At 70.1% G+C, this 17,489-nt stretch carries 19 protein-coding genes and 1 pseudogene; 12 read left to right on the top strand and 8 right to left on the bottom strand.

What is annotated here, in order from left to right:
- Nucleotides 1-222 (top strand): annotated as a pseudogene (locus ACWDX9_RS46425) (hypothetical protein); the annotation flags it as partial.
- Entirely contained in the window at nucleotides 206-637 is a 432-nt protein-coding gene (locus ACWDX9_RS46420; protein ID WP_350734816.1) for a type II toxin-antitoxin system PemK/MazF family toxin, read from the top strand. The pseudogene ACWDX9_RS46425 and the gene ACWDX9_RS46420, both read left to right, overlap by 17 nt.
- Here the strand turns inward: ACWDX9_RS46420 and ACWDX9_RS46415 are convergent.
- Nucleotides 603-974, bottom strand: coding sequence for a PEP-utilizing enzyme (locus tag ACWDX9_RS46415; protein WP_449966766.1), 372 nt, complete (start codon nucleotides 972-974; stop codon nucleotides 603-605). The genes ACWDX9_RS46420 and ACWDX9_RS46415 overlap by 35 nt on opposite strands.
- Before the next feature lie 123 nt (nucleotides 975-1,097).
- Nucleotides 1,098-2,096 (bottom strand): LacI family DNA-binding transcriptional regulator, encoded by a 999-nt coding sequence (locus tag ACWDX9_RS46410; protein WP_449966764.1) that lies wholly within the window; start codon nucleotides 2,094-2,096, stop codon nucleotides 1,098-1,100.
- A gap of 378 nt (nucleotides 2,097-2,474) precedes the next feature.
- Here ACWDX9_RS46410 and ACWDX9_RS46405 point away from each other — a divergent pair, with 378 nt between their 5' ends.
- Nucleotides 2,475-3,056, top strand: coding sequence for a peptidase (locus ACWDX9_RS46405; protein ID WP_449966762.1), 582 nt, complete (start codon nucleotides 2,475-2,477; stop codon nucleotides 3,054-3,056).
- 94 nt (nucleotides 3,057-3,150) lie between these two features.
- Here ACWDX9_RS46405 and ACWDX9_RS46400 read toward each other — a convergent pair whose 3' ends face one another.
- The 4 genes from ACWDX9_RS46400 to ACWDX9_RS46385 form a co-directional block, all read right to left on the bottom strand.
- A complete protein-coding gene (locus ACWDX9_RS46400; protein WP_449966760.1) occupies nucleotides 3,151-3,453 on the bottom strand; it encodes a hypothetical protein in 303 nt (100 codons plus the stop codon).
- Between the two features lie 302 nt (nucleotides 3,454-3,755).
- Complete coding sequence (locus ACWDX9_RS46395; protein ID WP_449966758.1) at nucleotides 3,756-4,193, bottom strand: hypothetical protein; 438 nt, start codon at nucleotides 4,191-4,193, stop codon at nucleotides 3,756-3,758.
- Nucleotides 4,194-4,867: 674 nt separating this feature from the next.
- A complete protein-coding gene (locus ACWDX9_RS46390; RefSeq protein WP_449966756.1) occupies nucleotides 4,868-5,140 on the bottom strand; it encodes a hypothetical protein in 273 nt (90 codons plus the stop codon).
- A gap of 164 nt (nucleotides 5,141-5,304) precedes the next feature.
- The gene (locus tag ACWDX9_RS46385; RefSeq protein ID WP_449966753.1) at nucleotides 5,305-6,603 is read right to left on the bottom strand and encodes a UDP-glucose dehydrogenase family protein; all 1,299 of its coding nucleotides are present in this window, start codon (nucleotides 6,601-6,603) and stop codon (nucleotides 5,305-5,307) included.
- A gap of 295 nt (nucleotides 6,604-6,898) precedes the next feature.
- On the opposite strand from ACWDX9_RS46385, the gene ACWDX9_RS46380 reads away from it, so the two are divergent.
- A complete protein-coding gene (locus ACWDX9_RS46380; protein WP_449966751.1) occupies nucleotides 6,899-7,210 on the top strand; it encodes a hypothetical protein in 312 nt (103 codons plus the stop codon).
- A 59-nt stretch (nucleotides 7,211-7,269) separates the two neighbouring features.
- Here the strand turns inward: ACWDX9_RS46380 and ACWDX9_RS46375 are convergent, their stop codons facing one another.
- The gene (locus ACWDX9_RS46375) at nucleotides 7,270-8,316 is read right to left on the bottom strand and encodes a LacI family DNA-binding transcriptional regulator (RefSeq protein ID WP_449966749.1); all 1,047 of its coding nucleotides are present in this window, start codon (nucleotides 8,314-8,316) and stop codon (nucleotides 7,270-7,272) included.
- Between the two features lie 124 nt (nucleotides 8,317-8,440).
- Here ACWDX9_RS46375 and ACWDX9_RS46370 point away from each other — a divergent pair, with 124 nt between their 5' ends.
- Genes ACWDX9_RS46370 through arfA form a run of 5 tightly spaced genes read left to right on the top strand, consistent with a single transcriptional unit; the run spans nucleotide 8,441 to nucleotide 15,071 of the window.
- Nucleotides 8,441-9,769: an ABC transporter substrate-binding protein gene (locus ACWDX9_RS46370; protein ID WP_449966747.1), complete on the top strand. Its 1,329-nt coding sequence runs from the start codon at nucleotides 8,441-8,443 to the stop codon at nucleotides 9,767-9,769.
- Nucleotides 9,769-10,668 (top strand): carbohydrate ABC transporter permease, encoded by a 900-nt coding sequence (locus tag ACWDX9_RS46365; RefSeq protein WP_449966744.1) that lies wholly within the window; start codon nucleotides 9,769-9,771, stop codon nucleotides 10,666-10,668. Before ACWDX9_RS46370 ends, ACWDX9_RS46365 begins: the two co-directional genes overlap by 1 nt.
- A complete protein-coding gene (locus tag ACWDX9_RS46360) occupies nucleotides 10,665-11,474 on the top strand; it encodes a carbohydrate ABC transporter permease (RefSeq protein WP_449966742.1) in 810 nt (269 codons plus the stop codon). Before ACWDX9_RS46365 ends, ACWDX9_RS46360 begins: the two co-directional genes overlap by 4 nt.
- Nucleotides 11,475-11,477: 3 nt before the next feature.
- Nucleotides 11,478-13,601 carry a family 43 glycosylhydrolase gene (locus ACWDX9_RS46355; RefSeq protein ID WP_449966740.1) on the top strand — a complete coding sequence of 708 codons (2,124 nt, stop codon included), beginning with the start codon at nucleotides 11,478-11,480 and terminating at the stop codon, nucleotides 13,599-13,601.
- Between the two features lie 3 nt (nucleotides 13,602-13,604).
- Nucleotides 13,605-15,071 carry an arabinosylfuranosidase ArfA gene (gene arfA, locus ACWDX9_RS46350; protein ID WP_449966738.1) on the top strand — a complete coding sequence of 489 codons (1,467 nt, stop codon included), beginning with the start codon at nucleotides 13,605-13,607 and terminating at the stop codon, nucleotides 15,069-15,071.
- Nucleotides 15,072-15,136: 65 nt separating this feature from the next.
- Here arfA and ACWDX9_RS46345 read toward each other — a convergent pair whose 3' ends face one another.
- Nucleotides 15,137-15,283, bottom strand: coding sequence for a hypothetical protein (locus ACWDX9_RS46345; RefSeq protein ID WP_449966735.1), 147 nt, complete (start codon nucleotides 15,281-15,283; stop codon nucleotides 15,137-15,139).
- A gap of 126 nt (nucleotides 15,284-15,409) precedes the next feature.
- On the opposite strand from ACWDX9_RS46345, the gene ACWDX9_RS46340 reads away from it, so the two are divergent.
- The 3 genes from ACWDX9_RS46340 to ACWDX9_RS46330 form a co-directional block, all read left to right on the top strand.
- Nucleotides 15,410-15,907, top strand: a complete 498-nt coding sequence (locus ACWDX9_RS46340) for a WD40 repeat domain-containing protein (RefSeq protein WP_449966733.1) — start codon at nucleotides 15,410-15,412, stop codon at nucleotides 15,905-15,907.
- Between the two features lie 2 nt (nucleotides 15,908-15,909).
- Complete coding sequence (locus ACWDX9_RS46335; protein ID WP_449966730.1) at nucleotides 15,910-16,473, top strand: hypothetical protein; 564 nt, start codon at nucleotides 15,910-15,912, stop codon at nucleotides 16,471-16,473.
- 427 nt (nucleotides 16,474-16,900) lie between these two features.
- On the top strand, nucleotides 16,901-17,489 hold a 589-nt coding region (locus ACWDX9_RS46330), incomplete at its 3' end, for a methyltransferase domain-containing protein (RefSeq protein WP_449966727.1).

The following is a 17,489-nucleotide window of genomic DNA, read 5'->3' as shown; positions in this document are numbered from 1 at the left end:
GCGCTGCGCGCGGCCGTCGCCGCCCTCGCCGCGGACCCCGATCGCCGCGCCCGCATGTCCCGGCAGGCCAGGGAGTCGGTCCGCGGCCGTGACTGGGCCTCCGTGTGCGAGGAGCTGGTCGGCCACTATCACGGCGTCATGACGGGCGAGCCGGCCTCTCCGGGCCCGGCTGGATTTCGGCGGCGCGCCGCCGTAGGCTCCCCCAATGCGCGATCTAGGTGAGGACCCCCGGCCCGTCCGGGGCGCGGTACGCGAGATCCACTCCCTCGGCGACTCGGCCACCCTGTCCTACTCCCCCGACCTCGACGGCCTGGCCGACCCGGGGGAGATCGTCTGGGCCTGGGTCCCTTACGAGGAGGACCCGTCCCGCGGCAAGGACCGCCCCCTGCTGGTCGTGGGCCGGACCGGGCGCCGGCTCCTCGGCGTGATGCTCTCCAGCAAGGGCGACGACGGGCCCGACTGGGTGGAGCTCGGCGCCTGGGGCCGGGACGAGCGGGTTTCGTACGTACGGCTGGACCGGGTGTTCGTGCTGGACGAGGACGACATCCGGCGCGAGGGCGCGGTGCTCGACGGCGACCGCTTCGCGCGGGTGGCGGCCCGGCTCATGAAGACCTACGGCTGGGACGCCGGCCGGTAGCCCCGTCACGGCGCGTCAGCCCAGGAAACCCGCCTGGCCGAGCCAGTCGAGATACCGGTCCGGCGTCGACGACGACCCGCCGGCCGTCGGCAAGGCGCCCGGTGGCCGCGCCGGTGCCGAGGACGGCCGGGATGCCGTATTCGCGGGCGACGATCGAGCTGTGGCTGAGCGGGCCTCCGACGTCGGTGACCACGGCGGAGGCGAGCGCGAACAGCGAGGTCCACGCGGGGGTGGTGATCCTCGCGACCAGGACGTCGCCCGGGCGCATCCGGTCGAACTCGCCGGGGCCGTGGATGATGCGCGCGGGCGCGGTCACCCGTCCCGGGCTGCCGGGCACGCCCTTGATGACGTCGGAGGAGCCGTCGTCGTGGTGCCCGGGCAGGAGCCGGGAGAAGTCGATGCCGAGCAGCTTCGTGCCGCCGTCGGCCGGGAGCGCGTGCGGCGGCGCGATCGCGGGGGGTTACCTGGTGGAGGCGCGTGCCACCAGATCGGGCTGGAAGATCACCTGGCGGTGCTCGTGGCCGACCGGCCGGTTGGCCTCCTCCAGCAACATCACGGCCGCCGTGTGGCCGAGCTGCTCGCGCGGCTGCCGGATGGACGACAGCGGCACGGCGGCCGCCGCGGCGAAGTCGATGTCGTCGTACCCGAGGATGGCCAGGTCGTCCGGGACCCGCAGCCCGCGCTGCGTCATCTCCTGCAGCACCCCGATGGCCACCAGGTCGTTGGCGCAGAAGACCGCGGTGGGCCGCTCGGACGGCGGCCGGGCGGCGATCTCCTCGCCGGCCAGCCGCCCGGTGGCGATGGTGAGGTCGGGCAGGGGGATGACGGTCAGCCGGTCGTCCGGCGAGAGCGCTGCGGACAGCCCCTCGTGCCGCTCCCGCACCTGGCGGACGGTGAACGGCCCGCCGGCGAAGGCGATGTGGCGGTGCCCCCGCTCCCGCAGGTGCCGACCGGCCAGCCGCCCACCGAGCACGTCGTCGACCGCGACCGCGCAACCGTGGCTGTGCGGGGCCGAGCTGTCGAAGCGCACCACCGGGATGCCGCGCGAGACGAGCCGGCGCAGCCGCTCCTCCTCGGCGCTGTCGTTGACCGGCGTGATCAGGACGCCCAGCGGACGCTGCTCCTCGAACGTCTCCAGCAGCCCCGCCTCACGGCCGGCGTCCTTGTTGCTGTTGAAGACCATCACGGTGAGCTCGGCCCGCTGCGCGGCGGTCTCGACGCCGCGCAGCACGTCGATGAAGAACGGGTTGGCCAGGTCGAGCGCGACCACGCCGATGGTCCGGCTGTGACCGGCCCGCAGTTGCCGGGCGGAGCCGTTGCGCACGTAGCCGAGGCGGGCGATCGCGGCCCGCACCCGCAGCCGGGTGTCGGGGGCCACCATGTCGGGCCGGTTGAGCACATTGCTCACCGTGCCGACGGAGACCCCGGCGAGCCGGGCGACCTCTTTGATGCTCGACATCGTTCCTCGTCGCAGGCGTAATGTCGCTTTGATCATAACGCCTTCGACCAGGGGTTCGACACTAGGTGCGACAACCTCCGTCCGAGCCCGCGGCCGGGTCGGTCGCGGGGGCCGGTGTACGGAGCCGGCACCTTGCCGTCACTGCCGTCCGACATCGACCAGGTCGTCGCCGAGCCCGGTAGCGGCGGCAGATCGAGATCACTTCCGGCACAATGGACGTGGTCCTGTCCGGGGGCGACATCTCCTGGACCACGTTCCGGTCGCCGGTCGGCCGCGCAACCGCTGCTGGGAGAGATGGTGGGGTGTCTGGCCTGCACGCCCGGAGTGGGCAGCAGTCAGCAGGCAGTTCATGAGGGTGTCACCCTGTACACCCAGTACATGAGCGCAGATCGGATCGGCGCCATCGTCTACGACGGAGCCGATCCCGCCGACGATCCACGATGGCGCCTTTCGGGAGCGCGCACCCAGGCGGAGTACGGCCGCTGGTGCGGGCACTGCTGCGGGATGGCCTGCCTGCACATGGCCCTTGATCATCGCGATGGCCACGCGCCGTCCCTTCTGGAGCTTCTGCGCGGCTGCCGCGACTACGGCGGTTACGTCGAGGGTGACGACGGCCAGATCAAGGGCCTGATCTACGCCCCGTTCGCCGACTACGTGCGCGCCGAGCACGGCATGCCCGCCGACGTACACCCGCATCTCGCAGCGGCCGAACTGCCCGACCTGCTTGCGGACGGGCACCTGGTGATCGCCTCCGTCCACAAGGAGATCCGCCGGCCCGAGATGCCCGCACCCGGCCGCGGCGGGCACCTGGTCCTCATCACCGGCCACGACCACGGGCTGCTGCATCTGCACAACCCATCCGGACACACCCCCGACGCCCGCCGGGCGAGGCTCCCCATCGAGGTGTTCGCGTCCTTCTTCGCCGGCCGGGGCATCGCCTTGAGCATGCGGCGCGTCTAGCCGGATCGCGTCGCCCGGCAAGGGGCGTTCTGCCAAGCCGGCCGCACCGCTCCGGAAAAGGCGCAGTGCGGCCGCGCGGTTATGACAGCGGTGGTCAGGTCATCGCCTCGAAGGAGTAGTGCAGGCCGTATTGGGTTCTGTCGTAGGCGTGCACGAGCATGGGCTCCCCCGCACAAGAATGGTCGGAGTAGACCAGGATCGGGCCGTCGGTTTCGTTGATCACGGCGTGGTAGCCCGGGCCGAGGTCGTGGCAGTCGCCGGGCTGTGGGTCCCCGATCCCCCACGCAGGCTCGCCGAGGTTGCTGATGATCACGGCTCCCGAGGCGGCGGTGGCCGGGGTGGCGGTGAGCGTGACGGCCGTGGCGGCCACGGTCAGCAGGGCGAGGATGGAACGCATAGCGGATCCCTTCTAAGAAGACAACCCCCTAATCATGCACAGTCAGTAGTTGATTAGTCACTTAAGGCGAGCGACACGCCAGGGCCTCAAACGACTGGTCGGGAGAGAGCGCGACACATGCCGCGTGGCGCGCCGCCCAGGATGAGCGCCCTCGCGCGAGCGGCAAGGCCATTCCGCGAACCACGACACTCGCGGTCGCCGACCGACAATCCGCAGCGGTGGTGGCGCCGCTCCAGTGGTGCGGCTGCACGCCTTATGGCTCGAACCCGGGCATTGGGGTCCCAGCCATAAGGCGGAGCGGGTCACCTTCCCTGGCGGGCGGCCTTGCCACCGGCACCGAAGAACAAGATGGTCGCGGCCACACCCAGCACAGCGACGAGCACGTCGGCGACCAGCGTGAGGGTGGGCAGGGTGATGAACAGGCTCCCCGCCTTGAACAGGACGGAGAAGATGACGATGATGGTGGCGAAGATCCGGACGGCGGTGCCGCCGCGCAGCGCCAGCCAGGCGAGCAGTACGAGCACGAGCGACCAGAAGATCGTGCTGTAGGCGAGCCCGGAGTAGATCATCTGGAGCGCCTCGAACCGGTCGCTCTGGATGTCGACCTCGTCGAGGCTCACGGCGGCAGAGCCCATGTCCGAATTCGCGGCGATCTGCTCTTTGATCGCCTCTGTGCCGGAGACGATGATTCCGATGGCGCTGATCACGTTGAGCGCCGCGGTGGCGATGGCCGCGTACACCGCTCGGGTTAAGTTCGCCGGCCTCTGGGGGGCGCCGGCGACGCGCCGGTCTTCGAATTGGGTGGGGGCTTGCCGTTCGTACATGGACATGCGGATCCCTTTCCGGAACGTTGTGCGTCTCGACGACGCGGTGATTACCGACCTGTGTCAGGCACTCCGCGACCGTTAATGCCGCGCACATTTCGCGCGGCCTTGAGAGGTATAGCAGATTCGCCCGACATCCGCGGGCTGCGGCGAATTCTGCAACCGCTCCGACAGCAATCCCCTTCGTTCGATCGGCGGAGGAAAACGGCTTCCCTGGCGATTATTCCATCGCTCACCTGCGACGGAAGATGGACGGAAGCAAAACGGAAGAGCGGCACTCTAATGTCCTGCGACGTCAGCCGGGCTCACCCAAACGCCTCTTTGGAGCCGATTCTGTTTGCGGCATCTCCGCTGAGTCGAGCCCGCGAAAGAATGGCACACAATAAATGCCTCCCAGCGCGTTCGGTCGGGGGCCTTGCAATCACGGACAACGGCAAGACCTGCGAGCTATGACGCGACGACGAAGGGGAGAACTCGGCCGGCGGCATCGTCCAGGTGCGGCGTGCTGGGGGCGGGCAGGTGAGGGTCGGGGAGGGAAAGTTCCCGCCTGATCGTCCGGCCCGCCGCGCAGCCCCTGGCCGGCACCGACCTCACGAGTAGGCGCCTTGCGCCGCACACGCCGTCGGCCTGGCAGCGGTGCTGGCGGCGGCTCTTGGCCCGGAGTTCGGGGGCGGTGCGGCCGGCCTGGACGAGATGTCGCAGCGCCGAATGTCGGAGCTGATGGCCACCCGGGCTCGGCGGAACTCCGGACCGAGGTTCTCGACGTTGCGGGTGGCAATTTCCTCGACCCGGGCGGCCGTGTCGTACAGGAGCCCCCAGAGCACCCGCTCCCGCAGGGCGTGAGCAGGGTCGGTGAAGAGCATCCCCAGCCGGGCCGGCCCGGTCGCCGCGGCGGGCCGGTCTCCCCTGATCCGCCCACCGTCGCCCGGCGGGCCGGTCTCACCCGATCAGCCGCCGTCGCCCGGTCGGTCTCCCCTGATCCGCCCGCCGGGATAACGGGCGGATCAGGAGGCGAGCGTCACGCGCGTCAGGGGCGGCCGACGCTGAGGTAGTGGTAGCCGGCGGCCCGCATCGTCGCCGGGTCCAGCAGGTTCCGGCCGTCGAACAGCACCGGCCGGCGCATCGTCGCGGCGGCTTGCGTCCAGTCGACCTGGGTGAGCTGCGACCACTCGGTGACGATGATCGCCGCGTCCGCGCCCTCCAGTGCCTGCTCCACGCTCGCATGGCGCGTTGTCGACGTCCAGGGCTCGGCCGCGGGCGGGCGGGCCATCGGATCCCAGCAGTGCACCTCGGCCCCCTCGGCGAGCAGCCGGGCCGCCAGGACGGTGCTGGGCGCCTCGCGCATGTCGTCCGTCCCCGGCTTGAACGTCAGGCCGAGCAGTGCCACCCGCGCACCCGCCAGCGTGCCGAGCTCGTCCTTGAGCTTCTGGATCGCCCGCCGCTTCTGCAGATTGTTGACCTCGATCACCGCTGACAGCAGCTGCAGGTGGTAGCCGGTGTTGTTGGCCAGCTGCCGCAGCGCCTCGCTGTCCTTGGGGAAGCACGAGCCGCCCCAGCCGATGCCGGGCCGCAGGAAGTGCGGTCCCAGGCGGTGATCCAGTCCGACGGCGTGAGCCACCTCCTCGACGTCGGCCCCGGTCTTCTCGCACAAGGTGGCGATCTCATTGATGAAGCTGATCTTGGTGGCGAGCAGCGCGTTCGCCGCGAGCTTCACCATCTCCGCCGAGCGCACGCTCATCACCGCGACCGGCCCGTCCACGCCCTCGTGCAGCTCGGTGAGCAGGCGGGCGGTCGCTTCGTCGGACGTCCCGATGACGATGCGGTCGGGATGCATGAAGTCGCTGACCGCGCGGCCCTCAGCGGTGAACTCCGGGTTCGCGGCATAGCCGACGTGGCCGAGCCCGGCGGCATCAAGCGCGGCTCGCACCTGGCTGCCGGTGCCCACCGGCACGGTGGACTTGACCACCACGGCCCGCAGGTGAGCGGCGTCCTTCAGGGCCGTCACCACCGACCAGACCCGTGACAGGTCCGCATCGCCGGAAGCCGACGGCGGCGTGTCCACGCAGACATAGGCGATCTCGGCACCGGTGACGGCCTCGGCCAGGTCCAGCGTGAAGCTCAGCCGTTCCTTGTTCCGGGCGATCATGTCGCCCAGGCCCGGCTCGTAGATCGGCACATCGCCGGCCTGCAACAGCCTGATCTTCTCCGGGTCGATGTCCCGGACCACCACCTGGTGGCCGAGGTCGGCGAGACAGGCACCGGTCACCAGACCGATATATCCCGCCCCGAACACAACAACACGCCGGTAGTGCGGCTTTCCCACCATGCGGCAGCCCATCCCCTTTCTCCGCAACGCGTGGCCGAGCAGAGCCGAGCGGCTCGGGACCTGCGTGCCGGTGTCCCTTCACAAGCTTCACAAGGAGGTCCCACCATAGCCCCCGCCTCCTGCACGGCCCGGGCTGGCCCGGGTGGCTTCGCGGGACTCGGCGAAGCGAAGCGGCGCGGCTCGGGTGGGAGCCACCGCATCGCGCCGTGGGCGGGCCTGACGCTCCAGGTCGTCTTCATCGCCAGGTCGGCGGCGGAGGCGTCGGGCGACGACCGCCCGGGACACGGCCGCCTCCGTGGGGCTGCAGTGCCGGGATCTCTCCTGCCGGTACTACTTCAGCCGGGCTCAGACCGCGAAGATCAAGACCGCCCTGGACGCCAGGGAGTGGACCGCCCAGGCCGGGGCCCAGCTCATCTGCTCCAGGATCCCGCACAAGGTGGTCGCCGCCTTCTGCCTGCTGGCCTTCGCCTATCTGTATGACAGCGCTCGGAGCCGGCTCGTCAACGCGTACAAGATGCGCGGATGCCTCGTCCTGCGGGCCCGGGTGAGCCGGCGCAAAACGATCACGTTCGCCAGCGTTCCCCCGACCCACAGCAGATGTGTGTGACCGACATTTCCCGACGCCGCGCCGGTGAAGCACCGTCCGCCCGCCGACCGTCTCCGGCATCAAGCGTGAGCTGGGTGCCGGGGATGCTCTTGCCCGGACAAATCCGTACTCTCCCGAAATGCCAGTCGATGCGGCACGCACACCTCGTGCGCCTTGTCCGTCCCGCCGCTCAGCCGCTCGGCCAGCAGGTCCACCGCCGACTGCGCGATCAGCGCCTTGTCGGGCGCCACGGTCGACAGCGTGGGCGTGGCGAACCGGCCGTCCTGGATGTCGTCGAACCCCATCACCAGCACGTCGCCCGGCACCTCGTACCCCCGCTTGAGCAGCGTCCGCAGGGCGCCCAGCGCGAGCGTGTCGTTGAAGCAGAAGACCGCGTCCGGCGCGCCGGAGTCGAGCAGGCGGCTCATGGCCTCGGCGCCGTCGGCGCGCCCCCAGCGGGCGACCGGCGCGACCAGTGACGGGTCGGCGGGGAGGCCGGCCTCGGCGAGCGCCTGCCGGAAGCCCTTCAGCCGCAGGCGGCCCGTCGCGGCGACGGCCGTGCGCTGCACGCCGATGGCGGCGATCCTGCGCCTGCCCTGCTCGGCCAGGTGCAGGGTGGCCGCCCGCGCGGCGGCCACGTTGTCGATGCCGACGTGATCGTACGGCGAGCGGCCCGTCCCGATGCGCTCCCCGAGCAGCACCATCGGCGTACGCTCGTCGCGCCCGGCCAGGTCCTTGCCCGTGAGCGCGAGCGGGCTGAACAGCAGCCCGTCGATGAGGTGGTCGCGGATCCCGGAGATCACCACGCGTTCCTTGGCCCGGTCGCCCTGGGTCTGGTCGATGAGCACGGTCCAGCCCCGCCGGTCGGCCGCCTCGATGACGTTCGTGGCCAGTTCGGCGAAGTAGGGGTTGTCCAGGTCCGGCACCGCCAGCGCGACCACGCCGGAGCGGCCCGCGCGCAGGCTGCGCGCCGACAGGTTCGGCCGGTAGGAGAGCTCGGCTATCGCCGCCTCCACCCGGGCCCGTGTCTCGCCACTGACATGGGGATAGTCGTTGACCACGTTGGACACGGTCTTGATCGACACCCCGGCCAGTTCGGCGACGTCCTTCAGCCTCGGCCGCACCATGCCCCCTTCGCCATCGGAACCCTACCTGGTTTACAACGATGTAACGAACTGGCGCCAGGCAATTTACAACGTTGGAACCAACGATGTAAAACGTCCGTAACCTCACGGGCAGGAGTGATCTGGCATGTCCCTCGACAATCTCCCCAGGCGGCGCGTACTGGGCCTGGGCCTCGGCGCACTGGTCATCGGCGCCGCGGGCTGTGGCGGAGGCGGCGGTCCCAAGCAGGCGCAGGCGCCGGCCACCACGGCGGCGCCCACCGAATACACCGGTCCCTCGGTCTCGCTGAAGTTCTGGAACGGCTTCACCGGCGGCGACGGCCCGTTCATGAAGAAGCTGGTGGACCAGTTCAACGCCGAGCACCAGAACATCAAGGTGTCGATGAACGTCTACCAGTGGGCCGACTACTACGCGAAGGTCCCCGCGGCCGTCTCCGCGGGTCAAGGCCCTGACCTCGGCATCATGCACGTCGACAGCGTCGCCACCAACGCGGCCCGGCAGGTGGTCCTGCCCCTCGACGACGTGGCCAACGCGCTCAGCCTCACCGAGGCGGACTTCTCCCCGCCGGTCTGGAAGGCCGGCGTCTACAAGGGCGCGCGCTACTCGATCCCGCTCGACGTGCACCCGCTCGGCATGTTCTACAACAAGACGGTCATGAAGAAGGCCGGGCTCGACCCGGAGCAGCCGCCCAAGACCGGCGAGGACTACATGGCGGCGCTGGAGGCGCTGAAGAAGGCGGGCATCCAGGGGCACTGGGCCACGCCGTTCCCGTTCACCGGAAGCATGCAGTTCGGGACGCTGCTCTACCAGAACGGCGGCCAGTTGTTCGCCGACGACGCCAGCGCCTCGCGCTTCGCCGAGGACCCCGGCGTGCAGGCCCTGACCTGGCTCGTCGACCTCGTCAACAAGGGCTACAGCCCCAAGAACGTCGGTCAGGACGCCGACTTCATCGCCCTGCAGAACGGCAAGGCCGCCTTCAACTGGAACGGCATCTGGTCCATCAACACGCTCAAGGAGATCAAGAACCTGGAGTGGGGTGTCGCGCCGCTCCCGCAGATCGGGTCGAAGCCGGCGGCGTGGGCGGGCTCGCACCAGTTCGTGGTGTTCAAGCAGCGTACGCCCGACCAGAACAAGCTGACCGCGGCCAAGGTGTTCATCAACTGGATCAGCGGCCACTCGCTGGAGTGGGCCAAGGGCGGCCAGGTGCCGGCGCGCAAGTCGATCCGCGACGGCGCGGAGTTCGCGGCGCTGAAGGAGCAGGCCACGATCGGCACCCAGATCGACTACCTGTACTTCCTGCCGTCGGTGGCGGGCATCGGGGACGCCTCCGCGGTCGTCGACCAGGCGATCAACGCGGCGATCCTGCTCAAGAAGAGTCCCAAGGACGCGCTCACGGAGGCCGCCGCCAAGGCAGACAAGATCCTTGAGGCCAACCGGAAGAAGTACGGCGCCTGATGGTCGCGATCTCAGCGAAGGGGACGGCGGGCGTTCCCCGATCGGGCAAGGCGACGCCGTACCTGTTCCTGGCGCCGTACCTGATCCTGTTCTCCGTGTTCGTGCTGGCCCCGGCCCTGTTCGGGATCTGGGTGAGCCTGCACGACTGGGACTACATGCTCGAGGGCAAGCCGTTCGTCGGCCTGGACAACTACACGGCGCTGTTCGACGACCAGTCGCCCGTCTACGGCGACTTCTGGATGTCGATGCGGGCGACCGGGATCTTCACCCTGTTCAGCGTGCCGTTCCTGGTCGTGCTGCCGCTCGGGGTGGCGTTGCTGCTCAACCGGCCCTTCCGGGGCAGGACGCTGTTCCGGGGGCTGTTCTTCGCGCCGTTCGTGCTGGGCGTGGCGGTGGTGTGCCTGATGTGGCGGCTGCTGCTCGACCCGAACCTCGGCCTGGTCGACTGGATACTCGGCACGCCGATCCCGTGGACCACCGCGACGCCGTGGGCCTGGATCGCGCTGGTCGGGGTGACGGTCTGGTGGACGCTCGGGTTCAACGCGGTGATCTACCTGGCCGGGATGCAGGACATCCCGCGCGAGCTGTACGACGCGGCGAAGGTGGACGGCGCGGGGCGGTGGGGCGAGTTCGTCCACGTCACGCTGCCGGGGCTGCGGCCCGTCGCGCTGTTCGTGGTGACGACGACGATCCTGGCCTCGGCGAACATGTTCGGGCAGTCGTACCTGCTGACCCAGGGGGCGCCGGGCGGGGACACGCGGACCGCGATCATGTACATGCTCCAGCAGGGGCTCAGGGAGTACAAGATGGGCAGCGCCTCGGCCATGAGCTACCTGCTCACGCTGCTGCTGATCCTGGTCAGCGTGGCCAACTTCCGGCTGTTCAGGACCCGGTCATGAAGCGCTACACGGGCCTGGTGGCCCTCGCCGTGCTGTTCGTGGGGCCGCTGGTGTGGGCGCTGGGCGTGTCGTTCAAGACGCAGACCGAGGCCACCCGGGTGCCGCCCACGCTGCTGCCCACCGAGCCGACGACGTCCGCGTACGGAACGGTCTTCCAGGGCACCACGGACACGCCGGTGCTGCGCTGGTTCGCCAACAGTCTCATCGCCGCCACAGGGCACATGCTGCTGGTGCTCGCGGTGTCGTCGCTGGCCGCGTACGCGCTGGCCAGGCTGGAGTTCCGCGGCAAGAAGCTGATGTTCGGGATGATCGTCGGCACGCTGCTGGTGCCGGGGTTCGTCTTCCTCATCCCGCAGTTCCTGATCGTCGACCAGCTCGGCTGGCTGGACAGCCTGACCGCGCTCGTCGTGCCGGGGGCGGCGGGCGCGTTCGGGGTGTTCTTCCTGCGGCAGTTCTTCCTCGGGCTGCCGCGCGAGCTGGACGAGGCCGCGCTGATGGAGGGCGCCAACCACTGGCACATCTTCTGGCGGGTCACGCTGCCGCTGTCGCGGCCCGCGCTGGCCACGCTGGCCGTGCTCAGCTTCCTGTCCAACTGGAACGACTTCATCTGGCCGATCTACGTGATCTTCAGTCCCGAGTACTTCACGCTGCCGCCGGGCCTGTCGATCCTGCAGGGGGCGTACACGATCCACTACCCGGTGATCATGGCGGGCGCGGTGCTGGCCAGCATCCCCGTCCTGATCCTCTTCAGTCTGACCCAGCGGTACGTCATCGAAGGCATCTCTCGTAGTGGCCTGAAGGGCTGACACATGCACCTGGCTGTCATCGCCACACTGATCCTCTCCCTCCTCACCAATCCGGTGTCCGGCTCCTTCTCCGACACGTTCGCCGACCCGTCGGTGATCCGCGGGCAGGACGGCTACTGGTACTCCTACGGCACGTCGGACCCGCTGCGCGAGGGCGAGAAGGTCCTGCACAGGCTGCCGATCGCGCGCTCCGGCGACCTGGTCAACTGGACCTACGTGGGCGACGCGTTCGGGCCGGACAACCTGCCGCCGTACGCGGCGCCGGGCAGCCTGTTCTGGGCACCGGACATCCGTTACCTCGGCGGCCGGTACGTCATGTACTTCACCGTCACCGACACCGCCACCACGCCCGCCAACTGGGACTACTCGATCGGCGCCGCCACGGCGCCCACGCCGACCGGGCCGTGGACGCACATCGACGCCCCGGTCGTCGCCCCGCGTCCCTCGGGCAACTCGTACTGGAACACGATCGACCCCTCGCAGTTCACCGACGTGGACGGGCGCAAGTACCTGTACTTCGGCGGGTTCTTCGGCGGCCTGTGGGTGACCGAGCTGTCCGCCGACGGGCTGCGCGCCACCGGGCAGCCGCAGCAGGTCGCGATCGACAACAAGTTCGAGGGCGCGTACGTGGTGCGCCACGACGGCTACTACTACCTGCTCGGCTCCTCGGCGAACTGCTGCGCCGGGCCGACCACCGGCTACTCGGTGCTGGCCGGGCGCTCGACCAGCCCGCGCGGGCCGTTCGTCGACCGCGAAGGCGTGCCGCTGCTGGCCTCACGCGCCGGTGGCACCCCCGTCCTGGACCAGAACGGCAACCGCTTCATCGGCACCGGCCACCACGCCCAGCTCACCGACCTTTCCGGTCAGGACTGGATGCTCTACCACGCCATCGATCGAAGCGACCCGTTCCTGGACGAGCCGTACGGGATCAACGAGCGGCCCATGCTGCTGGACCGGCTGGACTGGATCGACGGCTGGCCGGCCGTGCGCGCGGGGGCCGGGCCTTCCGAGCAGTCACGGGAGACGCCGGTGACCCGCGGGGTCGTGGACGATCGGTTCGCGGGCGATCTGTCGAGCTGGCGGAACACGGCCGGCTGGACCGTACAGGATGGACATGTCCGCGGCCAGGGCACGCTCATCAGCCGCAGGTCGCTCGACGGGGACGTCCGCGTCGAGACCGACCTCAAGACGGACAAGTCCGCCGGGATCCGCATCGGCGGCACGACCGCGGTCGTTTCTCCCGACGGGTTGACGCTCGCCTCGGGCAGCGCGTCCCGTACGGTGGCGTTGCCCGGAGGGGCCGCGACCTGGCACAACCTGGCCGTCACCGTCAAGGGACGGACGATCACCGCCGAGGTGACCGAGGCCCGGCTCCGTGACCCGCAGGCGAGCGTCACCGTCACGGGCAGCGCGAACGGCCCGATCGGGCTGGTCTCCGACGGGGGCGCCGACTTCGACAACGTCTCCGCCGCCCCGCTGTTCAAGGCCGTCACCAAGGCGGCGCCGACGCCGCGCACGGGCAGGCTGCTGGACGCCGACGAGTTCGACGGGCCGCTCGACTCCCGCTGGACCTGGGTCCGGCAGGACGCCGCGGCCAGGAACGAGGAGGGCGTGCTGCGCTGGCCCGTCCAGGGCGCCGACCTGGTCGGGACCGGCAACAAGGCGTCGGTGCTGCTGCGCGAGGCCCCCAAGGGCGACTACGTCGTGGAGACCAAGGTCACGCTCGACCTGGGCGAGGACGCCGTACGCAACTACCAGCAGGCCGGGCTGGTCGCCTACGCCTCCGACGACGACTTCGCCCGCCTGTCCCAGGTCGCCATCTGGAACACCCGCCAGGTCGAGTACGGCCGCGAGCTGACCTTCGCCGGCCGCCTGTCCTACGGCGGCAACATCGTCGGCCCGCCCGCGAAGACCACCTGGCTGCGGCTGGCGCACCACGTGGACCCGGCCAACGGGGAGCACGAGTTCCGCGCCGGATCCAGCCGCGACGGCAAGACCTGGACCTGGGGCGGTGTCTGGACCTTCCCCAAGGACACGGCCGTGCGCATCGGCCTGGTCGCCCACGGAGGGGCCCAGCCGGCCGTCAACGCCGACTACGACTACGTACGCGTCTACCGAGGAGCCTGACCTGTGCCACAAGCACACCTGACCCTTGACCCCTCTTTCCGCATCGCGCCCGTCAACCGGCGCCTGTTCGGCTCGTTCGTCGAGCACATGGGCCGGTGCGTCTACACCGGCATCTACGAACCGGGCCACCCGGCGGCGGACGACAACGGCTTCCGCACCGACGTGCTGGAGCTGACCCGCGAGATGGGCGTGAGCGTGGTCCGCTACCCGGGAGGCAACTTCGTCTCCGGCTACCGCTGGGAGGACGGCGTCGGCCCCGACCGGCCCTCCCGGCTGGACCTGGCCTGGCGGCAGATCGAGACGAACGCGTTCGGGCTCAACGAGTTCATGTCCTGGACCCGGGCCGCCGGGGTGGAGCCGATGATGGCCGTCAACCTCGGCACCCGGGGCCTCCAGGAGGCCTGTGACCTGCTCGAATACGCCAACCACCCCTCGGGTACACGGTGGTCGGACCTGCGGGTCAAACACGGAGTGACCGACCCGTACGGGATCAAGCTCTGGTGTCTCGGCAACGAGATGGACGGACCCTGGCAGATCGGCCACAAGACCGCGCACGAGTACGGACGGCTCGCGAACGAGACGGCCAAGGCCATGCGGCTCGTCGACCCCGACATCGAGCTGGTGCTGTGCGGCAGCTCCAACAGCGGGATGCCGACGTTCGGCGCGTGGGAGGCCACCGTGCTCGAACACGCCTACGACGCGGTCGACTACCTGTCGCTGCACAACTACTACGAGGAGAACGGCGACCTGCCCGGCTTCCTCTGCAGCGCCGTGGACATGGACCGCTACATCTCGGCCATCGTGGCCACGGCCGACCACATCGGGGCGAAGCTCCGGCGCAAGAAGAAGATCAACCTGTCCTTCGACGAGTGGAACGTCTGGTACCAGAGCCGGTTCGCCGGGCGCGAGCGCTCGCCGTTCCAGGAGGCGCCGGAGCTGATCGAGGACACCTTCACCGCCGCCGACGCCGTGGTGGTGGGGGACTTCCTGATCACGCTGCTGCGGCACGCCGACCGGGTGAGCATCGCCTGCCAGGCGCAGCTCGCCAACATCATCGCGCCGATCAGGACCGAGCCCGGCGGCCCGGCCTGGCGTCAGACGATCTTCCACCCGTTCGCGCTGACGGCCCGGCACGCGCGCGGCACCGTACTGCGGGTGGAGCCGTCCGGGCCGCTCCTGGAGACCGAACGGTACGGCGAGGCGCCCGCGCTGTCTGCGGTGGCCACCGTCGACGGGTCCCGGGTGGCGCTGTTCGCCGTCAACCGGTCGCCCGACCAGGACCTCGACCTCACCGCCCGGCTCCCGGCGGCGGTCAGGCCGGTGTCGGCCTCGGTGATCGCCGCCGGGGACGACCCGCACCGGGTGGAGGCCCTTCCGCAGCCGCTGGCCGTACAGGCTGACGGCGACCGGCTGACGGCGCGGCTGCCCGCCGCCTCGTGGACGATGATTCTTGCGGAGAGCGATTTGTAGACGGGAGGCCCGACCCGGGCCGGCTCCGCCGAGGGCCGCGCTCCAGCTCACGCCGGAGCGCGGCCTCACCCGTGACAGTGCCCGTCACCTGCGGCGGGCGCGAGGCCGATCGCGGGGTTGCGGTCGAAGAAGCCGGCGGGCCTGAGCGTGTACTCCACGGGCATCACCGGAAAGTCCTCGGAGAAATGTTCCTCGGCAAGTCTGCGTGCCACCAGAGCGGCGAGCGTCCATGTGGACGCTCACGGGGTCGTGTGTGCTCGAGCTCCTTGTGGCGATGATTTCACAGCCCTTCAGGCGGTTCGTCACGCGTGTGGCGCCGCCCGTTCATCTCGGGCTTGATGCGCTTCCTCACCGACGGACGAACCATGGCGGTGGGGTGGGCGGACGGGCGAATCCAGCTGTGGGACCTGGAGACCGGACATCCCATCGGCCGGAGCCTGCCCGACGGCAACGAGGTGGCCTTCGGCACCGCGGGTCGTCTGGTGGCCACGCTCGAATCGCAGGTGAACGTGTCGATCCTGGACCTGCGGACCGGGGCGGAGCTCTGCAGGACCGTCCTGCCCAGAATCAGCGAGGACCCCGTTCTGAGCTTCAGCCCTGACGGCCGCGTCCTGCTCACCAGCCTGGAGCCCGGCGACTACCAGCTGTGGGAGCCGCACAGCTGCACCCGGATCGGTGGGCCCATGGCGTCAGGGGCCGACATCCCCACGTTCAACCCGGACGGCGGCGTGCTCGTCGTCAGGGTGCCGGGCAGCGTGATGCCCACGTTGTGGAACGCCCGGACGGGAGCATCGCCGGTTCATCGCACTTCACCCCTGACGGCAAGATCCTCGTGACGGTGAACGCCGGCACGCATATGTGGCTGTTCGATTCCGCGACGGGGAAGGTCCTCGACGGCCCGCTGACCGGGTACAGCCCGGAGCCCGTGGCGCCGGTCGACAGCACCCGGGCGTATCTGATCCGCTGGAGTCGCCCGAGCGGTCCGCTGGCGGTCACACGGCTGTGGGGAGCCCAGCGCGCCTTCACCTTCCCCGGCGTACTCGCCCAGGACATCGGCGACGCCGTGCTGGCGGGCGTGCTCGCGAACGGGGAGATCCGGCTGTGGAGCCTGGACGACGGCAGCCTGCTCGGCTCCGTCGACACCGGCCACCCCGTGTCGACGGGGGCAAGCGTCGAGCTCAGGTCCGACGGGCGAAGGTTGCGTCTGGAGGACATGGGTGGCATCGAGTACTGGGACGTCGGGCGACGGGTCCGCGTGGGCTTCGTGGAGATGACGGGGAATGTGGAAACGCGGTTCGTGCCCGGCACGCGGACGGCGGTCGTCGCGGAGCTGTCCAAGGATGGCCGCCGGATCAGCCGCCTCATCGACGGCACCATCCGCCTGTGGCCCGCCCCGGGCTGAGCGTCCCGCCGCCGCTCCGGGTGGCCTTACCTGGCCAGCCTCGGCCGCTACGTCCGCCTCGGTGCTCCGCCCGCACCACCGCCGAACACGACCCAGCGGCCCGGCGACACCAACACTGAGAACTGGGGCCTACGCCACGCAGCGCGTTTTGGCGTACTTCGAGCGCATTCGTTTTGTAGTGGCGCGGTGCCAGGGTCTGGTCCGATCCTCGAGCTTTACCCGTCCTGGAGGCCGTCTGGTTTCATTCCATGTCGCGCTGACACAGCATGCGGAAGGTCGTGAGGATGTAGGCATGAGTTCATCGCAACCCCTCGCCGACCCTGGGTCCGAGCCGGACACAACCTCAGGCGGGGCGGTGAATACTGCTGGCGCGGGATCCGGCCCCCCATCGCCGCACACCCCTGGGTCTGCCCCGGACCACCGCTACTTGCTCGACAACGCCCGGGTGGAGGCGGGCGAGCGGTTCACCTGGCTGGCCGAGCTGTTCGACGGTGTCACACGGGGGCACTTCGACCGGCTCGGAGTGAAGGCGGGCTCGCGCTGCTGGGAAGTCGGTGCCGGAGGCCCCAGCATTCCCGAGGCACTGGCCACGGCCGTCGGAGCAACCGGTTACGTGCTGGCCACGGACATCAATCCGGCCTGGTTGGACCCGCACGGCGGGTACGAGGTGCTCCGGCACGACATCGTCGGGGACCCGCCGCCGCAGCCAGGCACATTCGACCTGGTACACGCCCGGCTCGTGCTCGTCCACGTGCCCGACCGTGCCCGGGCGTTGGCGACGATGGTGGCGGCGCTGCGCCCCGGTGGCTGGCTGTTGGTCGAGGACGCCGATACCGAGCTGCAGCCGCTGGCCTGCCTCGATGAGGTTGGCCCGGCACAGCAGCGCGCCAACCGGCTGCGGCGCGCCGTCCGGGAGTTGATGACCCGCCGCGGCGCCGACCTGCGCTACGGCCGTACGCTGCCGCGGGCGTTGCGTGCGGCCGGCCTGGCCGAGGTCACGGCGGCCGGCTGCTTCC

Source organism: Nonomuraea sp. NPDC003201 (assembly GCF_053590415.1).
Note: the sequence above shows the minus strand (reverse complement) of the source record. Positions and strands in the feature narration are given on the sequence as shown.